This window comes from Rhizobium sp. ZPR4 (genome assembly GCF_040215725.1).
GTDB classification, from domain to species: Bacteria; Pseudomonadota; Alphaproteobacteria; order Rhizobiales; family Rhizobiaceae; genus Rhizobium; species Rhizobium rhizogenes_D.
In genome coordinates this window covers 1,988,883-2,006,721 of sequence record NZ_CP157967.1, presented here as the reverse complement: position 1 = coordinate 2,006,721, position 17,839 = coordinate 1,988,883, and the positions used below count along the sequence as shown (strand labels likewise).

At 56.7% G+C, this 17,839-nt stretch carries 14 protein-coding genes and 1 pseudogene; 8 read left to right on the top strand and 7 right to left on the bottom strand.

What is annotated here, in order from left to right:
- Window positions 1-19: 19 nt before the first annotated feature.
- From ABOK31_RS09855 to ABOK31_RS09845, 3 genes and pseudogenes are all read left to right on the top strand, one after another.
- Window positions 20-934, top strand: a pseudogene (locus ABOK31_RS09855) (phage portal protein); the annotation flags it as partial.
- 67 nt (window positions 935-1,001) lie between these two features.
- The gene (locus ABOK31_RS09850; protein WP_349958915.1) at window positions 1,002-1,331 is read left to right on the top strand and encodes a hypothetical protein; all 330 of its coding nucleotides are present in this window, start codon (window positions 1,002-1,004) and stop codon (window positions 1,329-1,331) included.
- A gap of 118 nt (window positions 1,332-1,449) precedes the next feature.
- The gene (locus ABOK31_RS09845; protein WP_349958802.1) at window positions 1,450-2,307 is read left to right on the top strand and encodes a TIM barrel protein; all 858 of its coding nucleotides are present in this window, start codon (window positions 1,450-1,452) and stop codon (window positions 2,305-2,307) included.
- Between the two features lie 93 nt (window positions 2,308-2,400).
- Here the strand turns inward: ABOK31_RS09845 and ABOK31_RS09840 are convergent, their stop codons facing one another.
- From ABOK31_RS09840 to ABOK31_RS09830, 3 genes are all read right to left on the bottom strand, one after another.
- A complete protein-coding gene (locus tag ABOK31_RS09840) occupies window positions 2,401-2,607 on the bottom strand; it encodes a hypothetical protein (RefSeq protein WP_174180083.1) in 207 nt (68 codons plus the stop codon).
- Between the two features lie 310 nt (window positions 2,608-2,917).
- Entirely contained in the window at window positions 2,918-3,214 is a 297-nt protein-coding gene (locus tag ABOK31_RS09835; RefSeq protein ID WP_075850977.1) for a hypothetical protein, read from the bottom strand.
- 132 nt (window positions 3,215-3,346) lie between these two features.
- On the bottom strand, window positions 3,347-4,234 hold the full coding sequence (locus tag ABOK31_RS09830; protein ID WP_349958913.1) for a polysaccharide lyase: 888 nt from the start codon (window positions 4,232-4,234) through the stop codon (window positions 3,347-3,349).
- Between the two features lie 415 nt (window positions 4,235-4,649).
- Here ABOK31_RS09830 and ABOK31_RS09825 point away from each other — a divergent pair, with 415 nt between their 5' ends.
- Window positions 4,650-5,810, top strand: a complete 1,161-nt coding sequence (locus ABOK31_RS09825; RefSeq protein WP_349958801.1) for a polysaccharide biosynthesis protein GumK — start codon at window positions 4,650-4,652, stop codon at window positions 5,808-5,810.
- A 4-nt stretch (window positions 5,811-5,814) separates the two neighbouring features.
- Here the strand turns inward: ABOK31_RS09825 and ABOK31_RS09820 are convergent, their stop codons facing one another.
- Entirely contained in the window at window positions 5,815-7,323 is a 1,509-nt protein-coding gene (locus ABOK31_RS09820; protein WP_349958799.1) for an oligosaccharide flippase family protein, read from the bottom strand.
- A gap of 92 nt (window positions 7,324-7,415) precedes the next feature.
- Here ABOK31_RS09820 and ABOK31_RS09815 point away from each other — a divergent pair, with 92 nt between their 5' ends.
- Complete coding sequence (locus ABOK31_RS09815) at window positions 7,416-8,354, top strand: ATP-grasp fold amidoligase family protein (protein WP_349958798.1); 939 nt, start codon at window positions 7,416-7,418, stop codon at window positions 8,352-8,354.
- A gap of 59 nt (window positions 8,355-8,413) precedes the next feature.
- Complete coding sequence (locus ABOK31_RS09810) at window positions 8,414-8,902, top strand: heme-degrading domain-containing protein (RefSeq protein ID WP_349958797.1); 489 nt, start codon at window positions 8,414-8,416, stop codon at window positions 8,900-8,902.
- Between the two features lie 45 nt (window positions 8,903-8,947).
- Here ABOK31_RS09810 and ABOK31_RS09805 read toward each other — a convergent pair whose 3' ends face one another.
- Entirely contained in the window at window positions 8,948-10,204 is a 1,257-nt protein-coding gene (locus ABOK31_RS09805; protein ID WP_174180071.1) for an AGE family epimerase/isomerase, read from the bottom strand.
- Between the two features lie 267 nt (window positions 10,205-10,471).
- On the opposite strand from ABOK31_RS09805, the gene metH reads away from it, so the two are divergent.
- Complete coding sequence (gene metH / locus ABOK31_RS09800; RefSeq protein WP_349958795.1) at window positions 10,472-14,248, top strand: methionine synthase; 3,777 nt, start codon at window positions 10,472-10,474, stop codon at window positions 14,246-14,248.
- A gap of 129 nt (window positions 14,249-14,377) precedes the next feature.
- Here the strand turns inward: metH and ABOK31_RS09795 are convergent, their stop codons facing one another.
- Both ABOK31_RS09795 and ABOK31_RS09790 read right to left on the bottom strand, forming a co-directional pair.
- Window positions 14,378-15,142, bottom strand: a complete 765-nt coding sequence (locus ABOK31_RS09795; protein WP_015340412.1) for a GntR family transcriptional regulator — start codon at window positions 15,140-15,142, stop codon at window positions 14,378-14,380.
- The gene (locus tag ABOK31_RS09790; RefSeq protein ID WP_349958911.1) at window positions 15,139-16,023 is read right to left on the bottom strand and encodes a BadF/BadG/BcrA/BcrD ATPase family protein; all 885 of its coding nucleotides are present in this window, start codon (window positions 16,021-16,023) and stop codon (window positions 15,139-15,141) included. The genes ABOK31_RS09795 and ABOK31_RS09790 overlap by 4 nt, the downstream gene beginning before the upstream one ends.
- Before the next feature lie 544 nt (window positions 16,024-16,567).
- On the opposite strand from ABOK31_RS09790, the gene ABOK31_RS09785 reads away from it, so the two are divergent.
- The gene (locus ABOK31_RS09785; protein WP_349958792.1) at window positions 16,568-17,827 is read left to right on the top strand and encodes an ABC transporter substrate-binding protein; all 1,260 of its coding nucleotides are present in this window, start codon (window positions 16,568-16,570) and stop codon (window positions 17,825-17,827) included.
- Window positions 17,828-17,839 lie beyond the last annotated feature (12 nt).

The following is a 17,839-nucleotide window of genomic DNA, read 5'->3' as shown; positions in this document are numbered from 1 at the left end:
CGCTATCAAAGGACAATCCATGGGGCAGGTATTCTCGATGGTTCGCGACGGCTTGGTGAGCCTTGCATCCCGCATGGGCACCGAACGCGACAAGGCGGCATCGGTTTTCTACACGCAGCCGATCCTGACGGACGAGCAGATCATCGCCGCCTATCGCGGTTCCTGGCTGCCACGCAAGATCGTCGATATTCCGGCGCTGGATAGCTGCCGGAGATGGCGGAACTGGCAGGCTGCGAGCGATCAGATCGGATTGATCGATGCCGAAGAGCGTCGCCTCAATCTACGCGGCAAAGTGCTGGAGGCATCGACGAAGGCGCGCCTTTTCGGCGGCGCAGCGCTGTTCATCGGCTCTGAGCACGCCGATCCTGCACTGCCGTTCGAGATGGAGCGGATCGGTAAGGGTGGTCTCAGGCACCTGACCGTCCTGACGCGCCGCCAATTGGCTGCTGCAGATATCGACAGCGATCCAGCTTCCGAATGGTACGGCAAGCCGAAATTCTACACGTTGACCGGTGCCAATGGCATGCAGGTGACCATCCATCCATCGCGGCTCGTCATTTTCAAAGGGGCAATGACGCCCAACGAAGGGTTGGGTGGGCTGGGCAACCATGCCTGGGGTGAAAGTGTGCTGGCCGCGACCTTCGACGCAATCAAGAATGCCGACAGCACGGCGGCCAACATAGCCAGCCTCGTCTTCGAGGCCAAGATCGACATTATCAAGGTCCCGCAATTCTCTGCCAATATCGGCAATCAGGCCTATGAAGATGCCGTGCTGCGTCGCTATGCGCTCGCCAACACCATCAAGGGGGTTAACGGGACGCTGATCCTCGATTCCGAAGAGGAATACGACAGCAAAAGTGCGCCGCTTTCCGGCCTCACAGATATTCTGATGGCCTTCCTGCAGATCGTTGCCGGTGCGGCCGACATTCCGGTCACGCGATTGCTTGGTCAATCGCCGGCGGGGATGAATGCGACGGGCACCGCCGATATGAAGAAAAGCGATGACGTTACACGAATTTCTGGATGCTTTGGGCATCAAAGTCGGAGTTGTCATCGCTGGTCTTTCTGGCGGCATTTTGCGTGGCCTCTCCAGGCGCCGATATACCACGCGAGAGATCGTTGCATCGCCGATCTGCGGCGCACTTGCCGCCACCTATCTGACGGAGCCGGCGCTTTTCTATCTGCGTGCTATCAACTGGCCTTTGCCGCAGAAGGATGTCGCAGCCATGAATGCCACGGCTTTCGTCGTCGGCATATGCGCCATGTGGATCGCCGATCTGGTTTTTGACGCTATTTCCAGATGGGTCAGAGGAGGCCGTGAAACACCGTAGTCGTGCGATGTTTTCGTGTGACAAAGGGGCACATAGGAGCGGGCAGCTATTGCATATTTTCGATTGATATCCGCACAATCCAGCCTATTTCTTGATTACCTTTTACGACCAATAAGAGATGGGGCGTCTTGTGGTTGATTTGTCGGATCGTTTTGCGGTTTCAAGCTGGTCCCTGCATCGGGCGCTCGGCTCCACTTATCCCTATAAGCCCGCTGATCAAGCATATCCGGCAGGTCAGCCGACATATGGGCAGGGTACGATAGAATTGATCGATGTGCCGCAACAGTGCGCCGATCATGGCATCTTTCGGCTTGAGATATGCTCCTTCCATTTGCCGAGCCTTCTTCCTGGCTATCTCGGTGATTTTCGTAAGGCTATGGACGAGGCTGGCGTAAAGCTTCAGACGCTGCTCGTTGAATATGGAGATCTCAGCAATTCTGAAACTGCCCGGCGCGATGCGGAATGGATGGCTGGATGGATTGACGTTGCCGTGGCTCTTGGGGCTGAAAACATGCGCGTGATTGCCGGAAAGGCTCAGCCGACAGATCAGGCTTTGACGCTTGCGGAGACCCATCTGCGGCGGCTGACTGAATTGGCTGCCGCGGCGGGCGTGCGTCTCGTCGTGGAGAATTGGTTCGACTTGCTGCCGGGACCGACGGAGGTCAATCGAATTCTCGATGCTCTGTGCGGTGAAGTCGGCCTCAACGGAGATTTCGGCAACTGGGAGCGAGACGGCAAATACGAGGATCTCGCAAAGATCATGGGCCGTGCTGAACTCTGTCATGCAAAGGGACGTTATTCAGCAGCGGGCCTCGATACAGAGGATTATATTCGCTGCATTAAACTTTCCAACGCGGCGGGCTATCAGGGTCCTTTCACGCTGATCTACGACTCTACATATCATCAGGACGAATGGTCCGGGATTCTCGAAGAGCGAGACTGTATCGCCAATGTCTTCAAAGAGAAGTCGGTGTAAAATAGCAGTCACTCCCGCCGCATTTTGTAAATGCGCTACCTAGGTAAATTGTGCTTAGGCTTTAAAAATAAAGCTGGATGTCTGGGCAAGACATCAATGAGAATCGTGGCTGTGCAATGCGCCAAGCAACTGATCTTGTGTTTGATAGCCGGCATTATAGAGGTCAATGGCCACATTGGCTGCCGACAGACCTTCCTGACTTTGTAATTTGATACTGCGTTCGGCACACCACGCAAAAAGTGCGCCTGCGAGGACATCGATGTCATCGGAGTAAAGCGGCGCATTGACCATCATAGACATTCGCTACACCATTCATTGTTGGAGCTTGGTATCGGGTGGGGTGAAGCGAACACTGCTTTGGTTTTAGAAATTTGCAACCGAGTTCATCGGGCGACGTTAACGGCAGCCTGATATGGGACAGGCTGGGTGTGTCTTAACGTGACACAGGCCTATTGTTGGGCACATTATTGCTGGTTTTGATGCCCACCAAGTGGTGCCGCAGAACGGGTAAGTCTGTCACCTGTATCGTGTGGCGCAACAAATAAGAGGGCGCCGAGCGTAATTGCCAGCGCCACTAAGAGAGATAACACGAGTCTTGGCCTAGAAGGCATCATTGATGGATTGGATGCGACGCCTTAACCGCGGCTTCGATCAACTCTTCGGCGTATAAAAGTGCCGATGCCGTATCTTCTCCGTCAAGTTTCAAGTCCTTGCATTTGTGATGCATGGCTCTGCGAATCTGGGCCAGCAACGCTGCATCGATATCGACTTCACCTTCGTCGAACACATGTGTCAGTGCGGACTGCGCGACAATTTCCAAGACCGCAACTCGCCCCTCAATTTCACCCAGCGAGGGTATTGCGTTCCTCTTCACATGCTGTTTGCAATCGCGATGGGTAGTAAGCATTTCGGTCACCTCCTTCACGAAAGAAGATAACTATCGAGAAAGGAAAAAGTTCGGCCATTTCTCAAAAAAAGCGCACTCTCGGAGTGCGCCTGGCCATGTTGATCTAGAGGCAACACATCCTCAATAGCCTTGTCACTTCATGGGGCAAAGGCTGGGGTCCGACAATACATCGGCGCAGTGGGGCGAACGACGAAAATCATCGTAGTAAAGGGTCCACACAGTGGTATCGGCGGCACGATAGGGACCAAATTTGAAATATTGATTCTTTCCCAGTCCGTGATCGGCATGTCCTATATGGCCGGTAACCGTAACGATCCATTTGTTGTTGGCGAATATCTCAACGCGGCCTGAGCCATCCGGGCCTGGTTTGCTGTAAATGGCAAAATCTATCCAGCCTGATGCCGGGGTCGGCAACTTGTTGCCACGATTTATTACTTTGATGGCGTTTGTGCAGCCGGTAAATTCTTGCCCGTCGGACTCGCCCCAATTGTCATCCGTGGCCACCAATGCACGCATTTGATTGGTATCGGGACGAAACCAGACCGGTGCTTCTTCGTCGCCGCAGGCTTTGCCGTTACCTTCGGGCTCGTGTTTCTTGATGGGTGCAACATAGTTGGTTTCAACGGTTGCAAAGAGTTTGCCGTTGTTGAGCCGTAGTGCGAGGAAGGGGCTGAAATCCCCTTTGGCGTTCGGCCCGATTTCTCGCTTCCATTGTGCTATAAGGTAGCGATGGTCGCCTGAGGGTATGGGATCGGCGAATTTTACGGCGAAACCGTACCAAACCCCCTGGTCGTATGGAACGCGATACTTGGTGCGCTCCCAGATTTCCGCTCTCTCGCTGCAGTTTGCTTTACCCGGTGGGCAGAATGGTCTGACGCTCAACTTCAATGCGCCCGTTCCAGTATGCTTCACTTCCGATTGAAATTCGATCGTTCCAGCCTTTTGCTCGAAATTGTCGCGATAATAAAGATGGCCGGATGGGGCGAAATCTGTGCCGTCGAAACCGTCACGCAGCACCATTTGCGACGGGCTATCGGCCAGAACCGGTGTTGCGGCACAGGTGCAGGCCAATATAGCGGGTAGTGCGTACTTTGCATTCATGCTGGAGTATTCCTGTGCCGAGACATTCGTAAAGCTTTATCAATGACCTGTTCGCTTCCCGCAGGCAAGCGAGGGCAGCGCCACTTCAAGTCTGGATTGATGACCCTCAAGTGATTTCCGATCAAATCCGAGCGAGCTACAGCCTGTGAATGTGATGATTGATGGTACAACTTTAACCGCATGTTAGACGCTTTGCGGTTCATATCCCCGCAGAATTGGGCTTTGGTTGCGGCTATCAATGCCCCGGACATGATTGTTCGTCGCTGCGACCTCATCGACGTTTGGATGTCGGTCATGACATAAACCGGCTGAGGGTCGCTGTTGGGGACCGCCTTTGGCAAATGGTAAACTAGAGCTGGCCGGTCGAGAGGCGCAGCTAGGACGAAAAATCGTGATCTTGACGTCGCATGCGTTTTTGCGCGGCTATCGCAAGGCGTCAATTCACTTTATCGCATCTCGTTGGGCCGAACAGGGGCATGAAGTTCATTTTCTCACTATCGGCCACAGTTGGCTCACTTTGCTCAAGGATCGCCGGCGCTTTCGTGCTTTGTCTCAAGATCAGGCGAACCGATTTCAGACCATCGCCGTTAATTTGAGAGCCGGCGCCTATCTCCCCCCATTACATGCTTTCAGTTCCGGTAACCGCCTTCTCAATGCGGCTAGCTCGGCGCTCTTTTGGCTCTATGGCAGCTATTTCCCGCTCTTTGCGCGCCACGCTATAGCCCACGCAGACCTGGTTTTGGTAGAGAGCGGTTCCGCACTCGCTTTCTTAACCAAGGTCAGAAAACTAAATCCAAAGGCGCGGATTTTGTATTTTTGTCGCGACCTGCTGAGAACCATCGGGGCTGCGTCGGCGCTACAGGATATCGAAGCTCGGCAGATCGCCCACTTTGATGCGATTTGCGTTCCTTCACAGCGGCTTGGGGCCATGCTCCCCCCGGGCGGACGTGTGTGTACTATCCCACAAGGCGTTGATGCGGCTCTGTTCGATCGCGAACAGCCATCTCCTTATATGCCCGGCAGCCGCAATGCGATTTCCATCGGCAACATGCTTTTTGACCAAACTTCCGTCGCGGCAATGGCTGCTGCTGCGCCGGATGTGGATTTCCATGTTTTTGGTGCCACATGGAATGGTTGGGTGCGACCGAATATCACGATTTATGGCGAAAGGGACTTTGAGAGCATCATCCCTTACCTGCAACATGCCGATTTTGGTATTGCTCCCTATCGCTTGACCGCTGATGAGGTTTATCTTGCGGAATCGAGCTTGAAACTTGCGCAATATAGCTATTGCGGCCTGCCGATCCTGTTACCTGATCTTGTTCCGTTTACTCGCGCCAATGGCATTGCCTATCGATTGGATGGCGAGGTCGCCTGGCGAGAGAAGATCGATGCAGCGCTGGCGATGCAGCGTTCGGCGGCTTTCCGCGACGGAATAATGACCTGGGACGAAGTTGCGCGGCAAACTCTGGTTGCCGCATATGAAGCCCAATGATCGCTCAGCCGGGTGCAAGGAAGCTTAGCAGTCTGCCCGCGAAGAGGCGTGATCCACTCGGTAATTTTCCACCGACCGTCGCCATCAGAATTTGTATGTCTTCGGGCGTAATCAAGCGCAAGAAACGAATGGCCAGCAGATAGATAATTGCTCCGGCAGGAATGGCACTTAAAAGTGCCGGCAGCCCATCGAGGCTGTAAACGCCGAGGCTTGCTGCGCCCGCACAGAGAGATGCCGCGAGAACCGTTTTCGCCAACGCGGTTAAAGGGACAGTGACTCGGACATGTTTCCAGGCCAGCCAGCCAAGCAACGCAAACGTCAGTGTCACCGTCATCGCGCGAGCCAGAGCTGCGCCTTCCAAGCCGAGGGACGGCACGAGAGCGGTCAGCAAGAGTATCGTTGTTACAGCGCTTGCAATCTGCGCGCGGAGCAAAATGGCGCTGCTCCCAGATGCGCTGATGATACCCCAGGGGATCACGGACATGCCGGCAAGCCATACGAAGGCTAGCAGTGTGGCTGCAGCCGGTACGGCGGGCTCGAAAGCATCGCCGAAGATCAACGGTAAAAGCTCGGGCATGACGACTGCGCCACCCATGCTGATCGGCAGCATGACCAGGGCGACTATGCGGATGACACGCCCATAAGCTGCATCAAGTGACTGCCGATCGCTTTTTGCATGGGCTTCGGTGAAGTTGACGATTAATGCCGGCGATATCTGGAGCATGATCTGTTCGATGAGGCCGGCCAGACCAAGTCCGGCAGCGAGGTAGCCGATACTGGTCGGGGAGAGAAATATCCCGAGAAAGAGGAACTCAATGCGGGAGAGGATGATGATCTCGACGAGATCGCTGAACCAGATGTACCGGCCATAGCGCAACATTTCCGGCGATAGTGTTTCCCGCGAGTATTTTGCGGCGGGGTCGACATAGTCGCGCAATTTCAATGCTTGTGGCAGGTAGCGGGCGACATAGCCTATCAAGGCCCCCGTCGGGCCGAGCAACCAGGCTCCGATGAATACAAGTGGGACCTGCATAGCTCCGCCCAGCAAAGTGGTGCGGGCGGTTTGACCGAACCGATTTCTTCCGCGTGCCACGGCCGTGGAGAATACGTAGAACGCATAACTAAGAAAGAGGAGCCCGGTGACCAGCCAGAACCACGCATGCTGAGCATCGCGATGGGCATAGGTGATCGCGGCAAAGAGGAGAATGCCCGCGCCGACCATGCTGACCGATATAAGGAAACTGCGGAGTGCAGTCAGGACCAGCGCTTTCCATGTATCGCCATTGCCCGCGAGATCGCCCGCATTGCGCAGCAAGGTCTGAGGCAGGCCCATGTCAGCCAATGCGGCAGCTGATGTGGCGATCCATAATGCGTAGGCGACTTTGCCGGATCCAGCAGGACCAAGCAGGCGGGCTGCGATGATGCTGCTCGCAAAGCCCGCGGCAAGTGAGATGGATGTTGCTGCCAGGCTAATCAGCGAGCTTTTGAGGAGATTGGATACGAACGCGCTCATGCCATCTATCTTGGGGGCTTACGCATAACCTTGTGTTAAAGGGCGGCTGATAGTTTTCACTTGCTTTCTAGTTGAAATTCGAGACCGTCACCATGACAGATCGAGCCGCCGACCGAGATGGATTTCTCATTCCGGGATATCTGCAGAAGGGATTGCGCGAGCGCGCGCACAACCTTCTTTGGCGGCTTATGTCGCCTTTGCCCGATAAGCCCTATTGCGCGCTTAAATATCGCGCCATCCGCGGCAAATTCCCTAATTTGTCATCCCCTCAAACCTTTACCGACAAGGTACAAGCACGCAAACTATATGATCGCAACCCGCTTTTTCCACGTTTCGTGGACAAGGCCGATGCAAAAGTGCTGATTGGGGAAAGGGTTGGCAGTCAGTATGTTATCCCGACGCTTTGGGTTGGGAGCGATCTGGCCTCGGTGGATTGGTCGGAGATTTCGTTGCCGGCCGTTGTCAAGCCGACCCACGCGAGTGGTGTGGGGCGATTCCTCTACGGCGAGGCTGATGTGGATCGGCTCCTCAAGAACGATCCATCGGCAGAGTGGCTCGCAATCGATCATGCGTCCTACAACAGAGAGTGGGCTTATAGCCAACTGAAGCCTCGTATTCTCATTGAAAGCATGCTGCTCCTTGATGGGCGAGTTCCTTGGGATTACCGGCTCTTTACGTTCGGCGGGAAGGTCTCGCATATTGAGATCGACATACGCGAAAATGGTCGAGGCTATTCGTGCAACTACACGCCCGACTGGCAAAAGCTGCCGTTCTATGATCGGGATTATCTCGGTCTCTATCCAGGCGAAGTTGCGCGTCCGCCGCGACTCGAGGAGATGATTCACGTCGCTGAAACGGTCGCTCGTGATATCGATTTCGTTCGCGTCGATCTCTATGCGTCGGCGGAATGGGTCCGTGTGGGGGAACTGACCTTCTATCCAGGTGGAGGTTTCGAGGCATTCGAGCCGAAAGAATATGACTTCTCGATCGGCCAGAAGTGGCAGCTTGGCTTCGAAATACCGAAGAGATAGGTGGACAAATCGTTCTCTCCGCGTTTCATAGGCCGATCCATTTTTATAGAAGGTTTTCCATGACGATCGACCAGGACCTTGCTCGTATCGAACTGCAAGAGGAAACGCTGCGTTTCGATGCTTTTGACCTTTCAACCGCTTGGGTACTTGGCAAGCTACTGCGCGACCTCGCCAGCGAGCGCAACATGGGCGTTGCTATCGACATCACGCTGCATTCCATGCCGGTTTTCTACATAGCTTTGCCCGGGTCCACTCCTGACAACTCCAACTGGATTCGCCGGAAGCGCAACATGGTGCTGCGCTATTTTCGCAGCAGCTATGCCTGCACCTTGCGGCTGCAGCAGCAAGGGAAGACTATCGAGGACAACGGGCTTTCAAGTGCCGACTTTGCCGCGTCCGGCGGCAGTTTCCCCATTTTCGTCAACGGCACAGGCTGTATCGGTGCTGTCACCGTTTCCGGGCTGCCGCAACGCGAGGACCACAATCTCGTTGTCGAGGCGCTGGCTCTCACTCTCGGTCACGAGCTTCACAATCTCAGCCTCGCATAGAGGGTTGAGGCGGCGCCAGCTTTCGAGCGGACGCCGCTGTCAATCTTAGATTTTGCCGCCAGCTTCGGCGATGACCTTGGTCAGGCTGCCCGTTGCGGGGAAGAGAGGGATCAGGCATGCCTGCAAGGCATGGTAGATATCGCCCTTGCCGGGGAACAGGGTATGAGCGGGGACGAGATCTTCCGTCAGCTCTTCGTGCCAGCCGCCATTGACGTGATCGATGAAGGCCTGGCCGATCACGCTCCAGATCTTGCGGTAGCTTTCTTCGTGGAAATCGCTCGGGACGTGTTCGTTCAGATAGTGAGCGGCACCGGCGCCTTCGCAGGCGGGCCACCAGAGCTTGTTGCGCTTTGCCGGCACATCTTCCCAGTCGAGCGTATAAAAGAACCCGTTCTTCTCACTGTCCCAGCCGAGTGACATGGACTGGGAGAAGAGGCCCTTGGCCGCTTCCGGCATCCAGTCATGACGCTTTTCCCCCAACGACCAGAGCTGCAGGATGAGGCGTGCCCACTCCAGCCAATGTCCGGGCGTCGTGCCCGACGGGCGGAACATCTCGTTACCGCGGTAATTCTTGTCGAGCAGCCAATCGGCGTTGAAATGTTCGGCGACACGCCAGCCGACAGAGCCCGCCGAGCGGCGGATGACGAGATCGGCGATGCTTTCCGCCTTTTCGAGATATGCCTTGTCGCCGGTTGCTTCGAAAGCGGCCATCAGCGCCTCCGTCAGATGCATGTTGGAGTTCTGGCCGCGATAGGTGCCGCCGTCGATCAACGACCAATCCCGATTAAATTCCTCGGCAATCGCCCCGTGCTTTGCCTCCCAGAACTTCGTATTCAGGATCTCGGTGACATCGGCGAGCATACCATCAGCCAACGGATGGCCGATCGACTTTGCGGAAGAGGCTGCGAGCAATACGAAAGCGTGACCGTAGCCCTGCTTGCTGGAATCGACAGGGCCGTCATTGTTCAGCGACCAAAAGTAGCCGCCATGCTTCGTGTCGCGATGATTGTTCCACAGATAGGTCATGCCGTGATCGACAATCTCGTTTGAGCCGGGACGGCCAAGCAGCGATCCGATCGAGAAGCAATGCACCATTCGGGCAGTCGAATGAATGCCGCGCACAGGATTTACTGAATCCAGCGGTTTACCGGCATCATCCATGTCATAAAAGCCGCCCTTGGGATTGACGGCGCGATACTGGAAGAAGTCAAAAAGCGCATCGGCCTGGTCTAGCAACCAACGCCGATGATAGGCGCGCGTGTTCCAGTTTCCGAGCGTTGCGGGTTCAACCTGTATGTTCATGCCGTCCTCCTGGGATTCTTTCTTCAAGCCTATAGCTCTGGCCGATAGAGCTGTCATTGCATAACAGATGAAACTGTGTCGCTGTCCTCATCTTGTCCATGGGGCGTGCCGGCAATCGGTTGTGATCGCTCTTATTTTCCGAAAATACGTCGAACTATGGCAGCATCGTCCTTGCGATGATGCCACTTCAAGCATAGATATGTTGACATAAAGATGTCTTTATGTGATCTGGTTGCGGAGTCGCAATCAGGCCAGAGGAATTCGCTTATGTTTGACAATCTTTTTGGTTCGGAAACGGCGAAGCGCGACGGCAGCGAGGTGTTCAAGGCCTTGCGACAAGCGGCGAGTGAGCGAATTCTCGTGCTTGACGGTGCCATGGGCACACAGATTCAGGGCCTTGGCTTTGATGAGGACCAGTTTCGCGGCCATCGGTTCATCGGCTGCGCATGTCATCAGAAGGGTAACAACGACCTTCTCATTCTGACCCAGCCTGATGCGATCGAGGAGATCCACTATCGCTACGCCAAGGCTGGTGCCGATATCCTGGAGACCAATACCTTCTCTTCTACCAGCATTGCGCAGGCGGACTATCAGATGGAAGGTGCGGTCTACGACCTCAACAAGGAAGGCGCGGAAATCGTCCGCCGTGCCGCGATCCGCGCCGAACGCGAAGATGGCAAGCGCCGCTTCGTGGCCGGTGCGATCGGTCCGACCAATCGAACAGCGTCCATTTCCCCTGATGTCAACAACCCCGGCTATCGCGCGGTGACGTTCGATGATTTGCGCCTGGCTTACGGCGAGCAGATCGACGGCCTGATCGACGGCGGCGCTGATATCATCCTGATCGAGACGATTTTCGATACGCTGAACGCAAAGGCGGCGATCTTTGCCTGCGAGGAGCGTTTCGAGGCCAAGGGTATCCATTTGCCCGTCATGATTTCGGGCACGATCACGGATCTCTCCGGCCGTACGCTGTCGGGTCAGACGCCGTCGGCATTCTGGAATTCAGTGCGCCATGCCAACCCGTTTACGATCGGCCTCAATTGTGCGCTCGGCGCCAACGCGATGCGGCCGCATCTGCAGGAGCTTTCCGCAGCTGCGGATACCTTCATCTGCGCTTATCCGAATGCCGGTCTGCCGAACGAATTCGGTCAATATGACGAGACGCCCGAGATGATGGCGGCACAGGTCGAGGAGTTCGCCCGCGAAGGCCTAGTCAATATCGTCGGCGGTTGCTGCGGCTCCACTCCCGAACATATTGCCGCGATTGCCCAGGCGGTTTCGAAGTATCAGCCGCGTCAGCTTGCCGAACATCGCCCGTTCATGTCGCTCTCCGGGCTGGAACCTTTCGAGCTCACCAAGGACATCCCGTTCGTCAATGTCGGCGAGCGCACGAACGTCACCGGCTCCGCAAAATTCCGCAAGCTGATCACCAATGCCGATTATACGGCAGCGCTTGCCGTGGCGCGCGACCAGGTTGAGAATGGTGCACAGGTCATCGACATCAACATGGATGAGGGCCTGATCGATTCGGAAAAGGCCATGGTGGAGTTCCTGAACCTCATCGCCGCCGAACCGGATATCGCCCGCGTTCCGGTCATGATCGACAGTTCGAAGTTCTCGATCATCGAGGCGGGCTTGAAATGCGTTCAGGGCAAGCCGATCGTCAATTCGATCTCCCTCAAGGAAGGCGAGGAGAATTTTCTCAAGCAGGCCCGGTTGATGCGCATGTACGGCGCGGCGGTCGTCGTCATGGCCTTCGACGAGACAGGTCAGGCAGATAGCTACGAGCGCAAGGTCGAGATCTGTTCTCGCGCCTACAAGCTCCTGACGGAAGTGGCGGGCCTGCCGCCTGAAGATATCATCTTCGATCCGAATATCTTTGCGGTCGCGACGGGTATCGAAGAGCATAACAATTATGGTGTCGATTTCATCGAGGCGACGCGGACGATCCGCAAGACGATGCCGCTGGTCCATATTTCCGGCGGCGTCTCGAACCTTTCCTTCTCGTTCCGCGGCAATGAACCCGTCCGCGAGGCCATGCATGCCGTGTTCCTCTACCACGCCATCCAGGCGGGCATGGACATGGGTATCGTCAATGCCGGGCAGCTTGCCGTGTACGACAATATCGACCCCGAATTGCGGGAGGCCTGTGAGGACGTCGTGCTCAACCGCCGTCCGGACAGCACGGAGCGCCTGCTTGAGATTGCCGAGCGTTTCCGCGGTGCCGGCAGCAAGGAGGCGAAGGCGCAGGATCTTTCCTGGCGCGAATGGCCGGTCGAGAAGCGGCTCGAACATGCGCTGGTCAACGGCATTACCGAATATATCGAAGCCGATACCGAGGAAGCGCGTCAAGCTGCCGAGCGGCCGTTGCATGTCATCGAAGGCCCGCTGATGGCCGGCATGAATGTCGTTGGCGATCTCTTCGGTTCGGGCAAGATGTTCCTGCCACAAGTCGTGAAGTCCGCCCGTGTCATGAAGCAGGCCGTTGCCGTCTTGCTGCCCTACATGGAAGCCGAGAAGCTTGCCAACGGCGGTGATAGCGAGCGGAAGTCCGCCGGTAAGATTCTGATGGCGACCGTCAAGGGTGACGTGCACGACATCGGCAAGAACATCGTCGGCGTGGTGCTCGCCTGCAACAATTACGAGATCATCGACCTGGGCGTCATGGTGCCGGCCACGAAGATCCTGGAGACAGCCGTAGCCGAAAAAGTCGATATTATCGGCCTCTCAGGGCTGATCACGCCGTCTCTCGACGAAATGGTACATGTTGCTTCCGAGATGGAGCGGCAAGGCTTCGAGATCCCCTTGTTAATCGGTGGTGCCACGACCAGCCGTGTCCATACCGCGGTGAAAATCCATCCGGGCTATCACCGGGGGCAAACCGTCTATGTTACGGATGCGAGCCGCGCCGTTGGCGTCGTATCAGCGCTGCTGTCGACCGATGCGCGGCAGGGCTATATCGATACCGTTCGGGCTGAATATTCGAAGGTCGCTGCCGCCCATGCGCGCAGCGAGGCGGAAAAGGTACGGTTGCCGATCGCAAGGGCGCGTGAAAACGCCGAGAAAGTGGATTGGTCGAGCTACAAGCCGGTCAAGCCGCAGTTTTTCGGGACGAAGGTATTCGAGAATTACGATCTTGCCGAACTGGCAAAATATATCGACTGGACCCCGTTCTTCCAGACCTGGGAGCTGAAGGGGCGTTTCCCGGCAATTCTCGAAGACGAGAAGCAGGGTGAGGCGGCGCGGCAGCTCTATGGCGATGCGCAGGCGATGCTGGAAAAGATCATTGCGGAAAACTGGTTCCGCCCGCGTGCGGTCATCGGCTTCTGGCCGGCGGGTGCCGTTGGCGATGACATCAGGTTGTTCACAGATGAAAGCCGCAGCGAGGAACTCGCCACTTTCTATACGTTGCGTCAGCAGCTGTCGAAGCGTGATGGCCGACCGAATGTCGCTCTGTCGGATTTCGTGGCGCCGGCCTCCAGTGGCGTCGGTGATTATGTCGGCGGCTTCGTCGTCACGGCCGGTATTGAAGAAGTCGCGATCGCCGAACGCTTCGAGCGTGCCAATGACGATTACTCCTCGATCCTGGTGAAAGCACTGGCCGACCGCTTTGCGGAAGCCTTTGCCGAGCGGATGCACGAGCGGGTGCGGCGGGAGTTCTGGGGTTATGCTCCGGATGAGACTTTCTCAAGCGAGGAACTCGTTCTCGAAGCTTATGCCGGTATCCGCCCGGCACCCGGCTATCCGGCTCAGCCTGACCATACCGAAAAGGACACGCTTTTCCGCCTGCTGGACGCCGAAGCGACAACCGGCGTGAAGCTCACGGAAAGCTATGCGATGTGGCCGGGCTCGTCCGTCTCGGGCATCTATATAGCTCACCCGTCCTCCTACTACTTCGGCGTTGCCAAGGTGGAACGCGATCAGGTGGAGGACTATGCCGGCCGCAAGGGCATGCCGGTGGCCGAGGTAGAGCGCTGGCTCGGCCCGGTCCTCAATTATGTGCCGGAGAAGCGCGAGGCCGCGGTCGACGACGCAGCCTGATTGCGAGTCGTTTCAAAGGCTTGCACTGCTTCGCTCAGAATTTGATTCTGCATGCAAAAGCCGCCCCAGTCATCTTGGCTGGGGCGGCTTTTTTTGATTCCGGCATTTTTTCGGTCTCGCGGATCTGAGCTAGTTCGCGCCGATCGTCAGTTCCGCGACGAAATCATAGGCATCGCCGCGATAGAGCGATCGTGTGAATTCGACGGCCCGGCCGGAGCCGAGATAGGAGATACGCTCGATCGAGAGGCCGGCAGCGCCGACGGGAACACCGAGCAGCCCCGCATCCGCCTCTTTCATGTTGGTCGCCGATATGCGCTGAACGGCGCGGACGGGACGCACCTGACGCTTTTCCAATTCCGCATAGAGCGATGTCGTGACCACCGATGGATCCGGCAGGAATTCGCCGGAAACGCTGGCGTGCTCGATCGCCAATGGCTGATCGTCGGCAATACGGAGACGGCTCAGCCGCGATACCCTGGTGTCGGCGGCAAGACCGAGAATCATCATTTCATCCGGGGAGGGCGTGTGGATGCCCTTATGCAGCCATTCGGAACGAGCCGTCATCCCGCGCCGGGCCATGTCCTCAGTAAATGATGTCAGCTGCGACAGCCGCTGCTCCACCTTGGAAACAGGTTTTGCGACGAATGTTCCCGAGCCGTGACGGCGGACGAGAATACCTTCGGCCACAAGATCGTCGATGGCCTTGCGGACGGTAACGCGGCTGACGGCGGCGAATTCGGCAATATCGCGCTCCGGTGGAAGCGCATCCCCATGCTTCAGCCTGCCGACCTTCACGGCCTCTTCGAGCGTGCGCCGTAGCTTGACGTAAAGCGGGCCTGTGCCGCCTCCAGAAAGGCGCTCCGGCGAGAAGATCGCGCTCAAATCTTCGGTCATGCCTTGTTTTCCTCTCCACCCCGCAGCAATTTCGCCGCCAATTCTACGGCTCCCCGTAGAACGTCCCCTCTTGGTTCAGCGAGAATCGCTTTGTGGCGTTCATCAAGCCAGGGACGATAAGCTTGGGCAAGGCCGCCGAGAAGGCAGATCGAAGGGCATTCCGGCCAAAGCAGCGCATCGAGGCTCTCGGTTATGGCTTTCGCTGCCGTCTTGACGATGTCGATGGCGACGGCATCCTCCATCCCGGCATATTCGAAGATGACCGGCGCATAGCGGGCAAAATCCTTGGGCTTGGAGGCATGCGCAAACTCGACGATGCGCTCCGGATCATTGCCGTATTCGGCCATGATCGATGCCGTGAGCGCCGAGCCGGCTGTCACCTTGTCATGGGCCAGGACAGCTCTCTCGAGCAAATCTCGTCCAAGACGAGCGCCACTTGCCTGGTCGCCTATGACAAAACCCCAGCCGCCGATGCCCCAGATCCTGCCCTCGCGACGAGCATTATAGACGGAACCGGTACCGAAGGCGCCGATGACACCATCGGCGTCGCCGAGAGCGCCTTGAAGCGCTGTCGTCGCATCCGTGACGACGCGCGTGCTTGCAAAGGGCAGCGCGCCTTCGACCTTTTTGCCGTAGTTGCCGACATTGGCGCCTGCCGTTCCGATAACGGCCGGCAGCGTCTGCAGCAGTCCGGGAGCGAGCCCGGCGTCGATCAAAGCCTGCTTTGCCGAGGTGACAATATGGATCAGTGAGTTTTCCAGATCGGAGAGAATGTTCGCCGCGCCAGCCTTGCCGGTGCCAAGCACCTGCCCACTATGATCTATCACAGCTGCGCGGCAACTCGTGCCGCCACCATCGATACCAATTGCAAACTGCCCCATCATGCCTCCGGATGCCGCCTGTTCCCCGTTTTTCCATACAATACCAAAAAAATACCATTTACCAATAGGCAAGGCGGGCATTTTTGTCCGATAATATCCTATTGAATTCCCACAATAAATTAATAAGCCTCAATCTTTTTACACCTGAAAGTTAAATTCGGCTGGACAATTGGTATTTTTTTGGACTTAATTCGGAGCAAGGGAACAGTACGAACGGACATCGGCAAAGCTGGCAGAAAAACAACAGCCAGTAGGTGAAGTGGAAGGGCGCGCATCTCGTCGTTGCGTCAGGCTGCCAGGGATCAGGAGGATCTCGCTTCGACGTCGTTATAATTTTCCCGCGTAGTTCTTGCAGCGTCTCCGTTTGATGGCGGCGGGCGGCAATTGATCGGGCTGATAGGGCCGGCGCCTTTGAAGCCTTTTGCATGGAGGGGTCGGCAGTATTGGCGGTCCCTATGGAGCGCTGACCGTTTCCTCGGACAGGCCAGCGGATTTTCAGATCGAGAACAGCGCCTTGCTATGGCGCGGAAAACAGGAGAGGGAAATGAAAACCAATGTTCTGAAAGGCTTGCTTCTCGCATCGAGCCTGCTGACGTCAGTTAGCCTTGCGCACGCGGCCGATGTGACGCTGACGGTTGAAAGCTGGCGTAACGACGACCTGCAGATCTGGCAGGAAAAGATCATCCCGGCTTTCGAAGCGAAGAACCCGGGCATCAAGATCGTCTTCTCGCCGACGGCGCCGACCGAATACAACGCATCGCTGAACGCCAAGCTCGATGCCGGCTCTGCAGGCGACATCATCACCTGCCGCCCGTTCGATGCTTCGCTCGACCTCTTCAACAAGAAGCATCTTGCCGATCTGACCAAGCTTAAAGGCCTGGAAAACTTCTCGGCTGTCGCCAAGGCCGCGTGGTCGACCGACGACGGCAAGTCGACCTTCTGCGTGCCGATGGCTTCGGTCATCCACGGCTTCATCTACAACAAGGATGCCTTCGACAAGCTCGGCCTCAAGGTGCCGACGACGCGCGACGAGTTCTTCGCCGTTCTCGACAAGATCAAGGCCGACGGCACCTACATTCCGATGGCTATGGGCACGAAGGACCTCTGGGAAGCCGCAACCATGGGCTACCAGAACATCGGCCCGAACTACTGGAAGGGTGAGGAAGGCCGCAAGGCTCTGATCGCTGGCAAGGAAAAGCTGACGGACGCACCGTGGGTCGATCCTTACAAGGAACTGGCAAAGTGGAAGCCCTACCTCGGTGACGGCTTCGAAGCTCAGGGCTACGCTGACAGCCAGAACCTCTTCACGCTCGGCAAGGCTGCGATCTATCCGGCCGGCTCCTGGGAAATTGCTCTCTTCAACACCCAGGCGCAGTTCAAGATGGGCGCATTCCCGCCGCCGGTCGCAAAGGCTGGTGACACAGCCTATATCTCCGACCATCCGGATATCGGCGTCGGCTTGAATACGAAGAGCAAGCATCAGGAAGAAGCCAAGAAGTTCCTCGACTGGGTCGCTTCCGACGAGTTTGCTACCATCTATGCCAACTCGCTGCCGGGCTTCTTCAGCCTGAACTCGCATCCGGTGAAGATGAGCGATGCGCTCGCGCAGGAATTCGTTTCCTGGCGTGACAATCACAAGTCGACCGTTCGTTCGACCTATCAGATCCTGTCGCGCGGCACGCCGAACCTGGAAAACGAAACCTGGACCGAGTCCGCAAACGTGATCAACGGCACGGACACTCCGGAACAGGCCGGCGCGAAGCTCCAGAAGGGCCTCGACAGCTGGTACAAGCCGGGCAAGTAATCACTGCTTGAT

Excerpts from the sequence above, each read along its gene's own strand:
- ABOK31_RS09845 (WP_349958802.1), top strand. The coding sequence starts at position 1,450 with ATGGGGCGTCTTGTGGTTGATTTGTCGGATCGTTTTGCGGTTTCAAGC.
- ABOK31_RS09835 (WP_075850977.1), bottom strand. The coding sequence starts at position 3,214 with ATGCTTACTACCCATCGCGATTGCAAACAGCATGTGAAGAGGAACGCA.
- ABOK31_RS09840 (WP_174180083.1), bottom strand. The coding sequence starts at position 2,607 with ATGTCTATGATGGTCAATGCGCCGCTTTACTCCGATGACATCGATGTC.
- metH (WP_349958795.1), top strand. The coding sequence starts at position 10,472 with ATGTTTGACAATCTTTTTGGTTCGGAAACGGCGAAGCGCGACGGCAGC.
- ABOK31_RS09805 (WP_174180071.1), bottom strand. The coding sequence starts at position 10,204 with ATGAACATACAGGTTGAACCCGCAACGCTCGGAAACTGGAACACGCGC.
- ABOK31_RS09795 (WP_015340412.1), bottom strand. The coding sequence starts at position 15,142 with ATGACCGAAGATTTGAGCGCGATCTTCTCGCCGGAGCGCCTTTCTGGA.
- ABOK31_RS09850 (WP_349958915.1), top strand. The coding sequence starts at position 1,002 with ATGACGTTACACGAATTTCTGGATGCTTTGGGCATCAAAGTCGGAGTT.
- ABOK31_RS09810 (WP_349958797.1), top strand. The coding sequence starts at position 8,414 with ATGACGATCGACCAGGACCTTGCTCGTATCGAACTGCAAGAGGAAACG.
- ABOK31_RS09790 (WP_349958911.1), bottom strand. The coding sequence starts at position 16,023 with ATGGGGCAGTTTGCAATTGGTATCGATGGTGGCGGCACGAGTTGCCGC.
- ABOK31_RS09820 (WP_349958799.1), bottom strand. The coding sequence starts at position 7,323 with ATGAGCGCGTTCGTATCCAATCTCCTCAAAAGCTCGCTGATTAGCCTG.
- ABOK31_RS09815 (WP_349958798.1), top strand. The coding sequence starts at position 7,416 with ATGACAGATCGAGCCGCCGACCGAGATGGATTTCTCATTCCGGGATAT.
- ABOK31_RS09785 (WP_349958792.1), top strand. The coding sequence starts at position 16,568 with ATGAAAACCAATGTTCTGAAAGGCTTGCTTCTCGCATCGAGCCTGCTG.
- ABOK31_RS09830 (WP_349958913.1), bottom strand. The coding sequence starts at position 4,234 with ATGGTGCTGCGTGACGGTTTCGACGGCACAGATTTCGCCCCATCCGGC.